Source organism: Neisseria chenwenguii, assembly GCF_002216145.1.
Classification (GTDB): domain Bacteria; phylum Pseudomonadota; class Gammaproteobacteria; order Burkholderiales; family Neisseriaceae; genus Neisseria; species Neisseria chenwenguii.
In genome coordinates this window covers 2,257,648-2,274,811 of the sequence record NZ_CP022278.1, presented here as the reverse complement: position 1 = coordinate 2,274,811, position 17,164 = coordinate 2,257,648, and the positions used below count along the sequence as shown (strand labels likewise).

The window sequence follows — 17,164 nt, the reverse complement described above, 5'->3', positions numbered from 1 at the left end:
GAATTAACGTACCATGGACAAGCATGTCATCGGACAATCAAAAGGAATTTTTTCAGGCTGCCTGAAATATCTGGGCATCCTAACTCTGATATTGGCACCTTTGGCCGCATGGGCAGATGCACTGCCGGCAAGCATCGAAACCGAAGGAAACAGCGACATCACTACCTTATGGGTGGTCGGCGACATTGATGTGATTGCTCGCGGTCTGAATGCAGTAGCCATGTTTTTCAACGGTGCCGGCACCGGCTCCCCCCTGATCAGCCTGCTGACCTTGGGAGCATTGATAGCATTAGCCGTGATGTTGACCCAGTTCATTACCAAACGCACCATGGATCCGGCCAATACTTTTCTGATGATTGTGATTGTGGCCACGCTGTTCATTCCGAAAACGTCGGTATGGGTATCGTCTTATTACGACGCGCGCGGTGGAGCCGGTGCCGGGGCAGTCGGTTTCCGCAAAATCGACAACGTACCCATCGGAGTGGCATGGCCGTTGGGTTTTTTCTCCAATATTTCCAAAAAGGTTTCCGAAATCTACGATACCGGTATGCAGGTACTGCCGGACACCGCCGCTACCGGTAGCGGTACAGCTGTTACCGAGGGCGGCATCCTAACCCACGGAGCCGAAGGCTATTTCAGCCCTCTGAAAACCGTACTGCGCCTGAGAAACCAGTTTTCCGCCCCGGAAAACACCCTGATGCTCTCCAACCTGGCCAACGCTTCCCAAGTATGCAACTGGTCGGACCGCTGGGGAGACGCTGACAAAGGCGGCATCTTCAATGTGATGGCCAGAGGACACCAAACCGGCATGGTCCGCATCGCACTACCTGCCGCCAAGGCGGGTGATCCGCCGGTCATCGGTTTGGTCGGCTGTTCCGATGCCGGCAAAATCATTTCCCTGATGATGCTGAAAAACGTTGTCAACCTACCCGGGAAAAACTATTCCCAAACTGCCGTTTCCGCCACCAATACACGCAACCTGTCGGCAGTCAAAGGTACACATATAGCCGATACGCAGCGTTACGAAAACGCACAGAGCGAACTTGACCAGCTGCCGCAAGCTATCGCAGCGGCAGCTAGAGGCGATACTTCCCGCACCGCCGATGCCATGGGTGTCGGCAACCCGGATACCCTGCTCAATCTGGTTCGTAGTCAGATCGAGCAGGGACAGATGCAGCCCGCCGCACTGGCTCAAGTATTCACTTCAGCCAATGCGGTCAGCGCGGTGGAAATCGAAGCCAACATGATCTTTACCAACATCGTCCAAAGCTGTGTCGGCAGCAATGACGCCAATTGCGCCAAACAGGCTTTCATGATGTCCGAGGCACGCAACCGCGCCGCTGTCGATGCCGCCGGCGAAGCATCGATGTTTCAGAATTTCATGGGACACTCCATGAATATCCTGATGTTCATCTATATCGTCATGTCCCCTATCATGATTTTTGTCATCCTAACCATGGGCTGGAGCGGTATGCGCATCATGGGTGCCTACCTGCTGTTTGCCGCATGGATCAATTCCTGGCTGCCGCTCAACAGCGCGATTTCGTTCTATATGTTGCAAAACTACCACAATCGTATGCGCGACTTGGTATTAGCCATTGCCGGATCAGACGAACCCGGTCGGATATTGTCGCCGGCGGTCATCAACGGTATTTTCAACAGCACGCAGGATATGCTGGCATCGGCTTCCACCCTGATGGCCGCAACGCCGCTGGTCATGCTGTCCCTGTTGAGCGGTTCCATCTACGGCATGGTGCAGCTGGCACAGCGGATGAACATGGGCGGCAAAGATTATGTGGACGAAAGCAAAGCCGCACCGCAACTGGATCAATCCGAAGTGGTCGGTATGGCAAGAATGCTGCAAAACAGTTCCGCCGGCGGTACTTTGGGTACACAGAATTTCGCCCAAAACATCATGAGCAACGCCGATGCCACCAATCCTGCCGCCATCAGCCTGCAAACGAGCCAACAGGCAATAGACAGCGCACGGACATCCGCTGCAGCCAAAGTACAGATGATGGAAGGAGCTGCGGAAAGCAGAACACTGGCACAAATCGACAGCGATGGCAAAGTAACGCAGACAGGGATTGTTTATACGCAAACCGTGGATGGTAAAGATGTTGCACGTATTGCACATACTGGAGAACATGCCGTGGCAGCTAATGAGAAATTTGCTTTAGGCATTAGCGGCGATAAAGTTGTAAGCATTGGAGCAAAAGGAGAAATCAGCGATAGTGTTACCTACAAAGATACCGAAGGTAATAGCCACGACCTCACACAAGGAACTAATATAGGCAATACCGAAAGCATCCAAACCTCTTTCGGCACCATGAACTCGCACCAATTGAACAGTTCCATCAGCCAAAACCTGTCAGATGCACGCGAACAGGCACGCAGCATCGAACAGGCAACCAGCGACACCGTCAGCCACGGATTCAGTACCAGTATCAACCGTACCGGTTTCGCTTCCTTGGTATCCAATGATGCAGTGCTGGCTCAGCAGCAATTATCGGCAGGCGCAGCCTCGGCGGGCAAATACGATGCCGCCGCCGGTTCAGCCTTGCAGGCTGCCAGCAGCAACAGCAGCGCATATTTCAGTACTCTGACAGGACTATCGACAGGTACGGAAAGCGAACGCTTTGCAGCATTAGCGGCTCTTCATGGATTGTCTGCCGCCAATCCGGCCGGACATGCACAAGCCTATGCCAACATGGCTCAAGGGGCATTAGCCGTACAGGAGCAGAACCGTACCATGCGTACCGACAATCAGGCAACCATTGAGCAACAGATTTCATCCGACAATGCCGGCCAATTAGGCAGCTTCCAAAACCCTCTGAACAACAAAGAGCAGTTGGAGGCAGCCAACCCACAGGGACGTACCTCTTCATCGTTCGGAGATCCGAGAAACAGCAACACGCTGTCCAGTAACGGACACAGCCAACCGGAAGGATTAACACCCGCCGAACGTCAGAAGATTTTGGAATACAACCGAGCCAGAGTAGCCGAAATGACCGAATTCAATAACAGCGTTATGAAGGAAGTCAATGACCGCCCTGCTTTGCAGAAATTCTTCGATTACACACAGGCTGATGCGTGGAAGGCATGGCATAACGCGGGAGAACAATTGGATAAAGGCGATTACGGTGGTGCCGCTCTCGGGTATTTGACCAGCGGTCTGGAAGCGGCTTCATTGGGTACGGGACGTTTGCTCCGAGACATCACAGGAACACAGGATACAAGCCCGACCGGCTTATCCGATACAAACAACCCCGAACTTAATGCCAAAATCAGACAGATGGAAGCCAATCAGAAAATGATGAGTGGTTTTAATATGTCCGACACAACCAAAACCATAGACGGCAAACCGATTGAAGAAATCATCGGCAGAAATCCTGCGGCTCCGATAGCCAATTCCGTACCGACAACAGCCAGCAATGGCGGGGACGGAATGGCATTGCCAACCAGCCGGTCAGGTTTGACCCATTTACAGAGAAATGAAGCATTTGCCGGAGAGAAAATAAACGGCATCGAAACCCACAAAGGCACGCTGGCCATTGCCCATGCCATGGAGAAACTGTTTGATAACCAACAACAGGATGTCAGATTTAGCGCATTTAACGACCGATACCATGTAGAAGAAAGGCCGAGAAGCCTGCATACAAAAGGATTAGCAGTCGATATGGTGCTTGATCAAGAAGGGAAATCCTTGGACGCTTTAAGTACACGTCATTCCAACTGGGAACAGGCAGAGTCGCGCATCCACAAACTCATGCAGGATAACGGCTTCCAGAAAAAAGACTATTCTGTCGATTACGAATGGAAAGGCAAGAATGGAGCGACAGGAGATCATGTCCACTTCCAATTTAACAACCAGGAAGCCGCCAACCGTTTTGCCTCATTGGCAGAAGCCGGTCAGGTAAAAGGATTACTAGGAACGACATCCAGTAACAATGAAAGCACCCAAGCTTCAACTACTGGTAACAGCTCTTTCCTTTCTCAGACTGGTTCATCTTATGTTGGTCAAGGTCGTGTCCCATCACTCAGTAGCGAGCAAAAAATCAACATGTTGGCTATTTATGATGCAGCAAGAGCTAATGGATTATCACATGCTCAAGCATCTGCATTTACTGCCGAGGTAGGTCGTGAAAATAGCTTCCGTACAAACATAATGAGTGGCTCACATACGGATGATCATAATAATAAAACAAATAAAGGTATTATTTCATGGCAAAGCGGCAGAGAAAAACAACTTGATGCATGGATGAAAGAAAGAGGTTTAATGAATTCTGATGGCAGTTATAAACAAGGACAAGCTGCGGTTAACGCTCAAGTTGCATTTGCAATTCACGAGATGCGCAATGTAAATGCTTATAACAAAACGGAACAAATATTCTTAAACAATCCAAATGTAAGCTACCAAGAAGCAACAAAAGTGTTGGGAACCAACTATATTGCTTGGAGATATAACGATCCCGCTTATGCGGCAGGACACAGCAATCGTGATAGCTTTTACAATGCCTTGCAAAAAGCATTAACCGACCGTTCAGCAAAATAACAGACAGGCCACTAAGTGGCCTGTCTATTGAGGGAGATTCAAAATTATTCCTGAACTTGATAGCCGAACCTGGATACAGCATCCTCTATAGTACCAGTAAAATTATGACATGCTTTCAAATACAATTCAGCACTACCAACTAGGGTACCAGGCACCCCACCTGAAGGATTTCCTAGTGGAATAAGTGTTGGCTGCTGTCCAATTTTTTCAATGACAGGTCGAGACAAAGAGCAATTAACAATAAGTGTGTGCGGTTTTTTATTCCAACTAACACTTTTACTTTCATACGCTCTTTCCCCTCCTAGCAGAATTAATTTTATCCGAGACGTGTTAGCAGTATGAGATATATTTTCAAAAGATAATACCTTTGCGACCACACACGGTTCACGATAACAAGATTCTGAAATTGCTCCCTTTTGAATTCCTGTATGATTAAATTGGGTAATTAGATTAGAGTTCCTAGCTGAAACTTCATAGGAAATTAAGGTTAAAAATAAAGAAAGCACCAAATAGATATGTTTCATAACCTACCCTCAACATCAACTACAAATAGCAACTATAGCTGCCAAGCTCAATGCCACAATCAAGGCATAACGAAGCCATTTGTTTTTAGCAAGTGTAGCAATAATTTCATCAGTATCATTTCTGATTTTTTTGCGCCGACGTGCGCCCCACAAGATATGGTCTTCATCATAAATCATACGAATTTCCTAGCTTGGCAAGTTAATTGAGCAATGAATTAATTAAGGAATCCTATCAATGAAAAATAAAAAATTCACCTGTACAAAATATTTTATTTTATTAACAACTTTATTCATTTCTCCCTTGACACATGCCGATAAAATCTCAGGCTGCCTGAAAGGCTACATCAACACACCCGAATGCCGCCGCATGATTGCAAACTACTGGCAGCACGCTCCTTCTATCGAACGGATTGCCGTACAGGAAGGGGTTGAACCTGAGTTGCTCAAAGCCTTGATCGCATATGAAAGCAGTTACAACCATCGGGCTGTATCTCGGGTGCAGGCAACAGGTCTGACCCAAGTGATGCCCGGTACGGCTAGGGGAATGGGCGTACATCCCGACAAGCTGTATATTCCCACTGTTTCCATTCGTGCCGGTGCCCGTTATCTGCGTCAGATGTTCCGTGATTTCGGGCGTTTGGATTTGGCTCTGGCCGCCTACAACGCCGGCCCTGGCAGAGTAAGGAAAGCCGGTAGAAAAGTTCCGAATATAAAAGAAACCCAAAATTATGTGCGCAACGTGAGTGCATTATATACTGAATTCAAACGCAAAACAGCTTACGCAAACAACACAGGTCGTAACAACATAGCGGCCGTATCGGGCAAAAACACCTCCCCGTCCTCTGGCACACAGCCTGCCAAGTATTCCGCAAACAGTGCCTATCAATCCCATACGTCCAACGTCAATTAGCGGGCGGATTGCGTTACTTTGTGTAAACTTTATATCGGCAATTCCTGCCAATCTTTATTTTTAAAAAAGGAAACCGATATGTTACCGTTACACATTGCAGAACAGTTGAAGCAGTATATTCACGATTATTTAGACAACTGCCGTTACCGCAGCATGTCTCCCGGAACAATCGAGGGGTATCGGAGCAACCTGAAACAGTTTACCGGACTACTCCATTTAAGACCAAACAGTACCTATGTGACGGAGTTTGCCGAAATATGCACCGAACCGGTAATGATTGAAACCGTCATCCTGAAAACCGGTCAAAACCCGGATTTAACAGCCTACACCATCCGGCGTTACGTTTGTGCCTGGAGGGGATTCATTTGTTACCTAGTCAAAACCAAAGTGCTTGACCTATCCTATGACCGCTTTGAATTCGAATTACCGAAGCTACCCGAGGCATTACCCAAAGCCGTCGATATGGACGAACTGGAAAACCTTTTGGACTACGGCTTAGTCCACCATGACAACCCTAACTGGATCGATTGGCGCAATCTCTGTATTTTCGAATTGATGGCCTACTCCGGACTGCGCATATCGGAAGCAACCGGTTTAACCGTAAACGACGTATTTCTCAGTCAAAACCAAATCAGGGTAACAGGCAAAGGCAGCAAAACCCGTTTAGTGCCGATTACAGACTGTGCCGTTGATCGGATACGAAATTACCTGAAAGCACGGAGTGCGGCCAACATCAAAATCAAAAGCAACCATTTGTTTGTCGGGCGGCACGGCAACGGTATCGGTAACTCCACCATCAGGCTGCACCTGAAAGAATGGGCGAAGCAGTCAATGGGGACGGACCGGAGAATGACGCCACATATGCTCCGGCATTCCTGCGCGACGCATTTTGTCAAAAAAACACACAATCTCAGATTCGTACAAATGCTGCTGGGCCATAAAAACATTTCGACGACTCAGGTATATACTCATTTGGACACCGATTTCGTCAATACACTGTTCCACAACAACCACGACCGCAAAACGGGAGAATAACGTAACTGGGGCAAAATATCGTCTTACCATGAGCAGCGGCAGAAACTGCCGTAAATTTCAATCTGACACGGAGTATGACAAATGAAAAGTTTAGCGACCGCCATAACAGTCTTGACATTGGCAGCCTGTTCTACCAATCCGGACGGCAGTATCAACTGGTCGGACAACCCTCTAAATACTGCGGCAACGAAGATCGACCAAGGTATTCAGGCAGGCAACCGAAAACTGGATCAGTTACCGGGAACACAGGGCAAACGTTCCGATCTGACTTACGATGACTTGATAAAAATGGGCTATATCAGACGTAACCCGGACTATCCCAAACTGTCCCAACAGCGTTATGTGTTCACATCTAAGAACTGCAACAAAAGCCGTCAGACCTTATGCCTGCATCCGGACGCGAATATCGCCGAACGTCCATAACGCCTGAAAATCAGGGACGGATACGCTGTCCCTTTTCGTTGACGATATGGGTGCCGTTGAAATTCCATTGCATTCCGGCCCGCTTATTGCAGCGCACCATCTTGCCGCTGAATCTTGAAGCATGGGCATAACCGTGGATATGGATAGCGTTGCGCCCCTCCGGACGTATCTCCAGTACGCTGCCGCTTTCGGTAGTTACCCCCTCATCCCGGTAGGATTCGATGCCGAATACGATCAGTTCGCGGCCGCCGGCAGGCTTAACCATGACCACCTTCGACATACCGACATCGGTATTGGGCGCAAACCAGTCGGCAGCGATAATGGCCGGATCGTGGCACTCGGCCGTTTTGCTCCATACACCCCTGTATTGCACGGGTATCTCTTGTGCTGCCGCATATAAAGGCAGGGTTACAGCAAATGCGGCAATCAGTTTTTTCAGCATGGTGTAGCTCCTGGAAGTGTTTTCGGGTATCTATCCGTTCAGGGATCAAAGGCAACGTTTTCAGCCGCTTTTTTCAATTCCGCCCAGTCGTCCGGAGGATTACCGTTTTTCAGCATAGCCGCGAATACGGCGTACGCATCGGTTTTACTGCCGTAGGCACGTTTGGTTTTGTCGTCGTTGACCCACACATAGACAATGATTTTTTCTTTTTCGCTGTACCGGAAAAACAGACGGTACTGCTGGAAAAATTTGGCTCTGAACCAGTGCTTATACGCACTGCCGAGAGTATTGCCCTGACGGTAAACGTCCAAAGACGGATCAGTGGGAATAATCTCAAAAGCCAGCTTGTGAACGGCTGCCAGCATTTTGGCTGCCTTTGTGGCCTGATAGGTCTCCGGCTTCTTCTGTTTTAAGGCTTCCACCTCTTCCCGTAATTTGAGATATTGGCTCCAAAACAGTTCATGAACATAAATCTGCCAGCCGTTAATCTGTACGGTTTCGCGGACGATACTCACAGCGTTTCATCCAAATCAACTTCAACACCGGTAAGTAGTTGTTCGGTTTTTGAAAGTTCCTGTGCAGATATGGCACGGATGCTCTGCGGATTTTCCCGTATATCTCGTTCCAACAGACTTAAAAACGGCAACAGAGCGGGGTCGGTATTACCTGAGGCTTCAGATTTTTTGATGGTAACAACACCTTTCTCAGAGATAACGTATTCCAATTTATCCTGTTTACCCAGCCCCAGAGTTTTACGCACCAATTCCGGAACGGTGGTTTGGAAGCGGCTGGTCAGGGTTGAGGATGCTGTAAGCGGTAGAGGCATGACAATACTCCTTAAAAATTCACAATCAACAATGCAATTGCATTGCTTGAACATGGTAAGGACTTTGCATTACCTTGTCAATACCTGTCTGAAAATATCCGCCTGTTCCTCATCCAATCGACCAGTCCGTTTTTTATGCTCTTTACTGACGCGCAATACTGTCGATTCGCTGCATTTCAGGGTTTTGGCCGTTTGCGAAATACTGACCCCTTTAAGTCTCAGGGCAATAATGTCCTGATGCAGCCCTTTATCTGCCGGTCTGCCTTTGTAGCGGCCGTTTTTCTTCGCCAACGCAATGCCCTCTTTTTGGCGTTTGCGCCGGGTCTGCCAGTCTTGGTGTGCCATATTCAGCGCAATGCGCAGGAACATTTTCTGCATGGCGGCAAACAGCGGTTCGAACAGGTATTTGGGCAAAGAGTCGTCATCGCCCAACACCGCATCGAACTGGGTCAAGTCGAAAATCTCCGGCACTTGGATGACCGCTCCCTTTTCGGTAATCCGTGCAATCAGTTTTTCCGCCTCGCGAGGCGGCAGGCGGGTAATCCTGTCGATGCTTTCGGCAAATACCCAATCGCCGTTTTGCAGATCGGTCAACAGCCGCTGCAACTCCGGCCGGTCGGGCGTGATGCCGGAGGCTTTTTCGGCATAAATGCCGGCGATGTAGAATCCCTGCGCCTTAGCTTCGTCAACCAACCGTTGTTGTCGTTCCAGATTCTGCTCGTCCGTGCTGACCCGCATATAGATACGGGCAATTTTGGCATTCATGGCATACCTTCCTTTTTTTAAGTCCTGAAATTATACTGCCTTTTTTTAAATCATAGAAAAATAAAAAAAGGGGATATCTAGATATACCGTTTTTTAGCTCTACCCAAATAACAGATAAATACAAAAAAAAGCTGCCTGAAATTTTCAGGCAGCCTTCGTCATCAAGAGAACCGCAATCAGAGTTGCAGCAGGTTTCTCAAATAACCGCGCAGTTCCGGCATCGGTATCGGCCAATACGGATCGGTATCGAACCAGTTGTCAATTCCATTCCAAAACTGAGCCACAGTTGTGGTCTAAAATTGAGCCACCCTATGAGCGGTGTTTCATCCGGTAAGAATCATTGCCCGTCTCAAAAATATCGCAGCAATAAGTCAGGCGGTCCAGTAAAGCACCCGTCATCTTTTCATCCATAAACAGCTTCACCCATTCGCTAAAAGCCAAATTGGTCGTCATGACAATACTCGTCCTTTCATGCAGTTGACTCATCAGATGAAACAGCAGCGCACCGCCTTTCTGACTAAACGGCAGATACCCCAACTCATCAAGAATCAACAAATCGTACCGACATTGCTGTTCGGTCAGTTTCAGACGGCCTTCGTCTTTGTCTGCTTCCAATTTGTTGACCAAGTCCAGTACATTCCAAAAACGTACCCTAAATCCTTGTGTCGCAGCTTCGATACCCAGTGCTGTGGCAATGTGTGTTTTACCCGTACCCGGTCCGCCTACCAACACCACATTACGCTTTTGTCTGATATAGCCCCCGCCCAACAGCAGTTCCAAGGCCGGACGGTGTATCAAACTCTGCTCAAAATCAAAGTCGGCCAAACTGCGGTGTTGCGGAAACCTTGCCTGGCTAATCCGGTTTTGGGTGCTTCTTGCTGTTTTGGCTATATGTTCGGCAGTCAACAACCGCTCCAGAATATCCAGCGTACCCCGTTTGCGACGGATGCCGTCCACTACGATTTCATCCCATTGCTCCGCCATCGCACCGAGTTTCAATTCTTTCAGCAATCCAACCAAACGTTCATGCTGCATGATGTTTCTCCTTCACCGTATCCGTTTGTTTGCCCGACAAACTCAGTAAGCGGTCATAACGGCTGCAATCAACTGACGGCGGGACGGTAAGTGGGATGTCCCTGATATGGAAACGGGGTGAAGGCGGTTCTTTCAGACGGTTGATGATGTTCAATACCGCCTCCGGTGTCGGCATACCTTCGTCCAATGCCAATTCCGCCGCCGTCAATGCCAAGTCAGCATCGTATTCGGCCATCAGGTTCAGCAGTTTGACCATCACCCTGTCTCCTTTGGGCTGTTTAAGCAAACAGGCTTTCAGTCGCTCTATGACGGGCGGCAGCACCCAGCCGATAAAAGCCCTGCCGTCTCTTAACGCGCCGGGTTTCTTTTGCAGATAGGGCAAAAAATGCCAAGGGTTATAGCTGATGCCGTCCTTCACAAAGCTGCGCGGATGTTCGGCAATGCAGTCGGTATCGCTACAAAAGCGGACGGTCTGTGCGCCGATATAAGCCCTAACCGTATTGCCCGCCCATTCGACCGGTACGCTGTAACGGTGACGTTCGACGGTAACCAAAGACTGGTTGCTGACTTTGAGTATCTCCAAACGTTCTGCCGGATAGGGACGGAAAGCGGCCAACGAATGCTTCTCCCTTTCCCATATGTCGGTAACCGGCTGCCTGTATTCGGGATGTTTGTGCTGCTGCATCAGCCGTAGGCATTGCTGCTGCAGGTAGTCGTTGAGAGAGGTGAAGGAATCAAAAGCCAAAGTCGGTTTGAACAATCTTTCACGTAGGTAGCGTATCTGCCTTTCGACCTGCCCTTTCTCCCAGCCGGAAGCCGGGGTACAGGCAACCGGTTCAATGAGAAAATGGGTCATCATCTGTAAAAACTGCGCGTTAAATTCCCTCTCCTTACCTTTGCCGATGCGGGTAACGGCGGTCTTCATATTGTCGTAGATACCGCGGGTAGGTACGCCGCCGAAGAAAGCGAATGCGCGGTTGTGCGCATCCATCAACATATCGGCTTTCTGATTGGGATAAGCACAAATGAAAAAAGCCCTGCTGTGGCATAAGCGGAAATGGGCGATATTCACCTTGACGGTCTGTCCGGCCAAACAAACGGTTTCGATACTCCAGTCAAACTGATAAGCATCACCCGGAGCAAAAGCCTGAGCCATAAAGACCGGAACTGGTTTGGGTTGGTGCTGTTGACGGAATTTGCGGATAAATGCGGCAACGGCGCTGTACTGTCCGGTATAACCGGCATCTTTGATGCGTTCGAAATGCCGGCGTGCGGAAAGGTGTTGCTGTTTGGGCAGTTTGGCTTCTTGGAGCAATTGTTGGGCTAATGCGTCAAGAAAAGGACCGAGCTTGGGGTAATGGGTTTGTTCTCTGCGGTAGACGGGGGGTTCTACGGTGGCGTGCTGCAGATATTTAGCGACTGTATTGCGGGAGAGTTTGAGTTGTTTGGCGATTTCACGTTGTGAGAGTTTCTGCCGGTGAAAAAGCCGGTGCACTTTTGCGATGGTTTCCATACATAACATCCAGGTTGGGCTCCGCTGTGTGATAAAGCGGAGCAGTTTATAACAAACGGAGAGTGGCTCACTTTTGGAGCACAACTCCCCATTTCCCTGGCTCAGTTTTGCACGATATTTAACATTCAGACAGCACGGTTTCCTCCGCTTCCGCCGTTTCGCCCTCTTCGTTTTCAGACGGCATGGCGGCGTTTTCGGGCAGCACCAATTCGCCCAATTCGGTCAGCGGCGGCAGGTCTTCCAGACTTTCCAAACGCAGGTCGCTCAAAAACGCCGCGGTCGTCGCCCACAGCGCGGGGCGGCCTACGGAATCGCGGTGGCCGATTACCTCAATCCAGCCGCGGTCTTGCAGCGTCTGCATCACGTTTTGAGACACGGCCACGCCGCGGATGCTTTCGATGTCGCCGCGGGTAACCGGCTGCTGGTAGGCGATAATCGCCAGCGTTTCCATTACCGCACGCGAATAGCGCGGCGCACGCTGTTCCTGCAAACTGCCCAGCCGCTCGAATGCGGCTTGGGCAATCTGGAAACGCCAGCCTTCATGGGTATGCACCAGTTGCAGTGCACGGTTCTGCCAGCGCGTTTTCAGGTTGGCCAGCACGTCAATCAACTTGTCGGCCGACAACGGCGGCACGCACAACTCGCGCATGGTTTTTTCGCTGAGCGGTTCGGTTTGGGTGAGCAACGCGGCCTCGATAAGCGCGTCGGGTGGGAGTTTGTCGGTCATGGTTTTATTGGTTTTTCAGACGGCCTGATATGGCGTTAAGTAGTATGGTTTAGTGCGGTTAGTTATGCTTACTTTTTACGATAGACTTCATCTAAAGTTAAGCCACGTTCTGTGCGCCAATATTGCCAACCGTTACGATTGTTGCCCAGCACCAATGCTGCAGCCATACTCGGGCTGGTGCATAATTGTGCCGACTGCAAAACATAATAATCGGGATCTTTACTATCTGCCAAAAAGTTGCTTGCGAGCCATTGTTGGTAAATTTCCCTCCAGCCCGAGGACAATGTTTCAGAAATCTTTCGATAAATCATCGTGCCCTCAAGCAATAAAATTTGCTCTGTTTCCACATTAAACAGACCCTTCCCGCGTAAGATTTTATCTCTACTTCGGCAGAATACCGTAATAGTCCGACCTGTCCACGTATTAGGGATTGAATATTCGTTTATATTGTCTTTAGACGAGTTTTCTTGTGCAGGATGAATTTCAAATTGGGCTGTTGCTTCAAGCAGTGCCTCTACTTCAACAATAGACTTTTGTTTTTCATTAAAAAAATCCTGATTCAACACTGCTAGTAGTGTGTCGATTTCATCAAAAATATTTTCGCAATCGGAACGAATGGAATCATGTAAATGGCGGTGGGTGTTACCGGCCGTACCATTTTCTAACGAAAATCTGCCTGCGGCTTGAGCATGTTCGATAGCCGTTTTTTCCAAGCAATATAAATGATCGAGGGTTCGAAAATCATTGTTTAATACGACAATAAAAGCACGCTGCCAAAACGCTTTAGTTTTGTCATGTTGTTTAATACGGGTACTTAAATCCATCGTTTGGCCGATATAAAGCTGATTACCTCCAACTAGAAAATAAATACCCATATCCCCCGCTTCTTTCATCTCGTAAAAAAGATGTAAGTCGGTACGAGGGATTTCAATCAGGCGAATATTACTGTTACTGGTGCGTTCAACTTTACGGATTCCGCGCGGGTTTCCTGAAGGCAGAAAAATCCTAATGGTTTGGGAACGTGGTTTAGACATGATAGGCAGTTTAATATTTTCGTAAAATAAACAGATTATTTTTCAGACAGGCCGTCTGAAAGCTGAAATAAAATTAATCTTTCTTCTGCAACACTTTAAACCCGCGCTTTTCAGCTTCGCTTCGATCTTTCGTATCAATCGTGTAAACGTTGATGCTGCCGGTCTCTCCTCCGCATACTTCAGGATAGGCTTTGTCTAAAAGCTCGCTTTTTTCTGCCGCATAAACGCGGATGCCTTGCAGTTCTTTTTGCATGTCGGTGGGGCTGATACCTGCTTCGCACTGGCGGGAACCGTCGTGCTTGTACACTTGAATACGACTTTCATGGCTGCCGCCGGTTATGGGTAAGCAGGCGGTCAGCCATAAAGTGCCGGTCAATAAAGCGGCGCGGAAAATGGTTTTCATAAGGCACTCCTTCGGTAAGTCGGATTGCGGTCGGGCTGCGTAGGGCGGGCATCCTTGCCCGCCGTCGGTTTCCATTTTAATGCAAGGCAAACATTTATCGGAAGCGGCGGGCAAGGATGCCCGCCCTACTGTTTCAATCTTTTTCAGACGGCCTTTGTCCTTTACGCTCCGCTTTTCTGGCTTCGCGGGCGGCTTTCAATTCGGCTTCTTTCTGTTTGGCTTTTTTGAGCCATGTTTCCCACTGGTTTGGTGTTTCGAGTGTGATTCTGCCGATGTGGCCGTCGCGGAAATCGGTGAGGGTGTTTTCGGCGGCTTTTTGGTAGTTGATGCGGCCGCCGCTTAATACGGCTCCGCGTTTTTTGGCGATCCATTCGAGCCAGTCGGTGTCGTTCCAATGGCTGCTGGGGTCTTTGTCGGCTTGGTAGCGTGCCTGCAACAGCGGCAGGTAGTGGCGACGCAGGTAATCGACCAGCTCAAGGGCGACTTCTTCTTCGTCGAGCGCGTTGCGGCCGACGGCGCCGCTGGCGGCAAGGTTGTAGCCGCTTTCTTCGACGATGATTTTCGGCCACAGCATGCCGGGGGTGTCGTAGAGCCAGAAGTCGTCGGCGAGAAACAGGCGTTGTTCGGCTTTGGTGATGCCGGGTTCGTTGCCAGTTTTGGCGGATTTTTTGCCAATCATGCCGTTGATTAGGGTGGATTTGCCGACATTGGGAATGCCGCAAATCAAGACACGCAGGGGTTTGTCGATGCCGCCGCGGTTGGGCATCATGGCGCGGCAGGCGGCAGTGATTTTGGCGGTTGCGCCTTTTTCGGACGAATCCAGGGCGATGGCGCGGGTATCGGGGCGGCTGTTGTAGTGTTCGAGCCAGACGGCGGTGCGCTCGGGGTCGGCAAGGTCTTGTTTGTTTAGGATTTTGAGTTTGGGTTTGCCTTTGGAAAGCCGGGCGAGCAAAGGGTTTTCGCTGGAGGCGGGCAGGCGGGCGTCCAGCATTTCGATGACCATGTCTATGGTTTTGATACGCTCGGCGATGGCTTTTTTGGCTTTATTCATGTGGCCGGGGAACCATTGGATTGCCATGGGTGTATTCCTGTGAGTAAGGCCGTCTGAAAAGTTGAACGAGTCGTTTTTCAGACGGCCTGTGTGGTCGGGATGCTTGATGCCGTCTGAAAATCAACGGCCGGCAAGGTTCTGCGCCTGACGGTGGCGGACGAGAAGTTCGTATTTGCCTTTGAACCGTTCGGCGAGTTTTTCGACGACGTAAACGGAGCGGTGCTGTCCGCCGGTGCAGCCGACGGCAACGGTAACGTAGCTGCGGCTTTCTTCCTGCATCCGCGGCAGCCAGCGGTTGAGGAAGCGGTCGATGTCGTCGGCCATTTCCTGCACCTGCGGCTGTTTGTCGAGGTAGTCTTGAATCGGTTTGTCCATACCGGTGAAGGGGCGCAGTTTCTCGTCGTAATAGGGATTGGGCAGGCTGCGCATGTCAAACATGAAATCGGCGTTGGTCGGTGTGCCGTATTTGAAGCCGAACGATTCGAGAATCACCAACAACCCTTTGCGTTCGATGTCGAGCCATTGCTGGACGGCATGGCGGAGCTGTTGGGCGTTCATTTTCGAAGAATCGATGCAGTAGGCCAAATCGCGCAGCGGCGAGAGCCAGGCGCGTTCTTTTTGCAGGCTTTCCAAAAGGGTCATGCTGAGACCGGAAAACGGATGGCTGCGGCGGGTTTCGGAAAAGCGGCGCACCAAAACGCCCTCTTCGGCCTCGACAAACAGAATTTCGACTTCATGCCCTTCATCGCGCAAAAACTGAATCTGCGCTTGGGTTTGCGCGATGTTGATGCGCGAACGGATGTCCACGCTGACGCCGAGGTTGCTTTCTTCGCCGTGCTCGATGTGGTGCAACACCAGAGAGGGCAGCATTTCCAGCGGCAGGTTGTCGACGCAGTAATAGCCCAAATCTTCGAGCTGCTTGAGAGCGACGGACTTCCCAGAGCCGGAAAGCCCGCTGATTAATACGATTTTCATGCGTTTTGTTCGTTTTCTTTGAGTAATGACTGATGGCGTTCCAAAAATTCTTTGGTGCTGTCTTTACCGCGTAATTGCAGAATGTAGTTGCGCACCGCCGCTTCCACCAATACCGCCAGGTTGCGGCCGACGGCTACGGGCAGGGTTACGGAGCGGATGTTGACGTTTAGGATTGACTCGGTTTCGGTGCGGATGCTCAGGCGGTCGAGCTGCTTCATGTATTCGTCGTCGGCGGGCACGAGGTTGATGATGAGCTGAAGGATTTTTTTCGGACGGATGGAGGTTTCGCCGAAAATGTGGCGGATATTCAAAACGCCCAAACCGCGCACTTCCAAAAAATCGCGCAGCATCGGCGGGCATCGGCCTTCGAGCATTTCGGGGCCGGTGCGGAAGAGTTCGACCGCATCGTCGGCAATCAGACTGTGCCCGCGCGAAATCAGCTCAAGCGCCAGCTCGCTTTTGCCCAAACCGGAATGGCCGGTAATCAAAACGCCGATTTCAAACACATCGAGAAACACACCGTGTTTGACCGTAGAAACCGCCAGCGTTCGTTGCAGATAAATCCGCAATACGTCCATCAGATACGGACTTTCGAGCTTGGAAGTCAGGAGCGGAATGCTGCGGGTATGGCAGAAATCGCGCAGACGCGGGGAAACAGGCAAATCGTTGGCAACAATTACCAGCGACATCGGAATATTAAACAGCGCATCGAAATCATAGGCCAACTCGCCCGATTCCAAACGCGCCAAATATTCCGCCTCGGCCACGCCGACGACTTGGATTTGATTGGGGTGGATAAAATTCAGATGGCCGACCAGCGCCAAAACGGGCTTGTCGGCCTCGACACCGATGCGGCTGTCCGCACCTGAATTACCTGCCTCCCAAGCCAGTTGCAGCTTGTATTGGTTGTCTTGATAGACTTGGCGGACGGAAACACTGGGCATAA

Annotated in this window: 18 protein-coding genes; 4 read left to right on the top strand and 14 right to left on the bottom strand. The window is 50.0% G+C overall.

Annotated elements, in window-relative coordinates; translation table 11 throughout:
• Positions 1–13: 13 nt before the first annotated feature.
• On the top strand, positions 14–4,555 hold the full coding sequence (locus tag BG910_RS11015) for a phage tail tip lysozyme (RefSeq protein ID WP_089036876.1): 4,542 nt from the start codon (positions 14–16) through the stop codon (positions 4,553–4,555).
• A 44-nt stretch (positions 4,556–4,599) separates the two neighbouring features.
• Here the strand turns inward: BG910_RS11015 and BG910_RS12445 are convergent, their stop codons facing one another.
• The gene (locus BG910_RS12445) at positions 4,600–5,079 is read right to left on the bottom strand and encodes a hypothetical protein (protein WP_157694082.1); all 480 of its coding nucleotides are present in this window, start codon (positions 5,077–5,079) and stop codon (positions 4,600–4,602) included.
• A 15-nt stretch (positions 5,080–5,094) separates the two neighbouring features.
• Positions 5,095–5,256: a hypothetical protein gene (locus tag BG910_RS12440; RefSeq protein WP_157694081.1), complete on the bottom strand. Its 162-nt coding sequence runs from the start codon at positions 5,254–5,256 to the stop codon at positions 5,095–5,097.
• 58 nt (positions 5,257–5,314) lie between these two features.
• Between BG910_RS12440 and BG910_RS11010 the strand changes: the two genes are divergently transcribed.
• The 3 genes from BG910_RS11010 to BG910_RS11000 all read left to right on the top strand — a co-directional run bounded on the left by BG910_RS11010 (position 5,315) and on the right by BG910_RS11000 (position 7,447).
• Positions 5,315–5,989 (top strand): lytic transglycosylase domain-containing protein, encoded by a 675-nt coding sequence (locus BG910_RS11010; RefSeq protein WP_198344799.1) that lies wholly within the window; start codon positions 5,315–5,317, stop codon positions 5,987–5,989.
• A gap of 78 nt (positions 5,990–6,067) precedes the next feature.
• A complete protein-coding gene (locus tag BG910_RS11005) occupies positions 6,068–7,024 on the top strand; it encodes a site-specific integrase (RefSeq protein ID WP_089036875.1) in 957 nt (318 codons plus the stop codon).
• Between the two features lie 81 nt (positions 7,025–7,105).
• Positions 7,106–7,447: a hypothetical protein gene (locus tag BG910_RS11000; protein WP_089036874.1), complete on the top strand. Its 342-nt coding sequence runs from the start codon at positions 7,106–7,108 to the stop codon at positions 7,445–7,447.
• Positions 7,448–7,457: 10 nt separating this feature from the next.
• Here the strand turns inward: BG910_RS11000 and BG910_RS10995 are convergent, their stop codons facing one another.
• From BG910_RS10995 to hprK, 12 genes are all read right to left on the bottom strand, one after another.
• The gene (locus BG910_RS10995; protein WP_089036873.1) at positions 7,458–7,889 is read right to left on the bottom strand and encodes a hypothetical protein; all 432 of its coding nucleotides are present in this window, start codon (positions 7,887–7,889) and stop codon (positions 7,458–7,460) included.
• A gap of 38 nt (positions 7,890–7,927) precedes the next feature.
• The gene (locus tag BG910_RS10990) at positions 7,928–8,404 is read right to left on the bottom strand and encodes a type II toxin-antitoxin system YhaV family toxin (RefSeq protein ID WP_232462205.1); all 477 of its coding nucleotides are present in this window, start codon (positions 8,402–8,404) and stop codon (positions 7,928–7,930) included.
• Positions 8,401–8,715 (bottom strand): type II toxin-antitoxin system PrlF family antitoxin, encoded by a 315-nt coding sequence (locus BG910_RS10985; RefSeq protein ID WP_157694080.1) that lies wholly within the window; start codon positions 8,713–8,715, stop codon positions 8,401–8,403. The genes BG910_RS10990 and BG910_RS10985 overlap by 4 nt, the downstream gene beginning before the upstream one ends.
• 69 nt (positions 8,716–8,784) lie before the next feature.
• Positions 8,785–9,480 carry a recombinase family protein gene (locus BG910_RS10980; RefSeq protein WP_089036871.1) on the bottom strand — a complete coding sequence of 232 codons (696 nt, stop codon included), beginning with the start codon at positions 9,478–9,480 and terminating at the stop codon, positions 8,785–8,787.
• Between the two features lie 309 nt (positions 9,481–9,789).
• Positions 9,790–10,518, bottom strand: a complete 729-nt coding sequence (gene istB, locus BG910_RS10975; RefSeq protein WP_332457770.1) for an IS21-like element helper ATPase IstB — start codon at positions 10,516–10,518, stop codon at positions 9,790–9,792.
• Positions 10,505–12,037, bottom strand: a complete 1,533-nt coding sequence (gene istA / locus BG910_RS10970; RefSeq protein WP_089035300.1) for an IS21 family transposase — start codon at positions 12,035–12,037, stop codon at positions 10,505–10,507. Before istA ends, istB begins: the two co-directional genes overlap by 14 nt.
• Before the next feature lie 109 nt (positions 12,038–12,146).
• Positions 12,147–12,755 (bottom strand): SMC-Scp complex subunit ScpB, encoded by a 609-nt coding sequence (gene scpB / locus BG910_RS10965; protein ID WP_089036870.1) that lies wholly within the window; start codon positions 12,753–12,755, stop codon positions 12,147–12,149.
• A 68-nt stretch (positions 12,756–12,823) separates the two neighbouring features.
• On the bottom strand, positions 12,824–13,789 hold the full coding sequence (locus tag BG910_RS10960) for a GIY-YIG nuclease family protein (protein WP_089036869.1): 966 nt from the start codon (positions 13,787–13,789) through the stop codon (positions 12,824–12,826).
• Positions 13,790–13,862: 73 nt separating this feature from the next.
• Positions 13,863–14,192, bottom strand: a complete 330-nt coding sequence (locus BG910_RS10955; protein WP_198344798.1) for a hypothetical protein — start codon at positions 14,190–14,192, stop codon at positions 13,863–13,865.
• Positions 14,193–14,325: 133 nt separating this feature from the next.
• Positions 14,326–15,270 carry a ribosome biogenesis GTPase YlqF gene (gene ylqF / locus BG910_RS10950; protein WP_089036868.1) on the bottom strand — a complete coding sequence of 315 codons (945 nt, stop codon included), beginning with the start codon at positions 15,268–15,270 and terminating at the stop codon, positions 14,326–14,328.
• Between the two features lie 93 nt (positions 15,271–15,363).
• A complete protein-coding gene (gene rapZ, locus BG910_RS10945) occupies positions 15,364–16,218 on the bottom strand; it encodes an RNase adapter RapZ (RefSeq protein WP_089036867.1) in 855 nt (284 codons plus the stop codon).
• Positions 16,215–17,162 (bottom strand): HPr(Ser) kinase/phosphatase, encoded by a 948-nt coding sequence (gene hprK, locus BG910_RS10940; protein WP_089036866.1) that lies wholly within the window; start codon positions 17,160–17,162, stop codon positions 16,215–16,217. The genes rapZ and hprK overlap by 4 nt, the downstream gene beginning before the upstream one ends.
• Positions 17,163–17,164 lie beyond the last annotated feature (2 nt).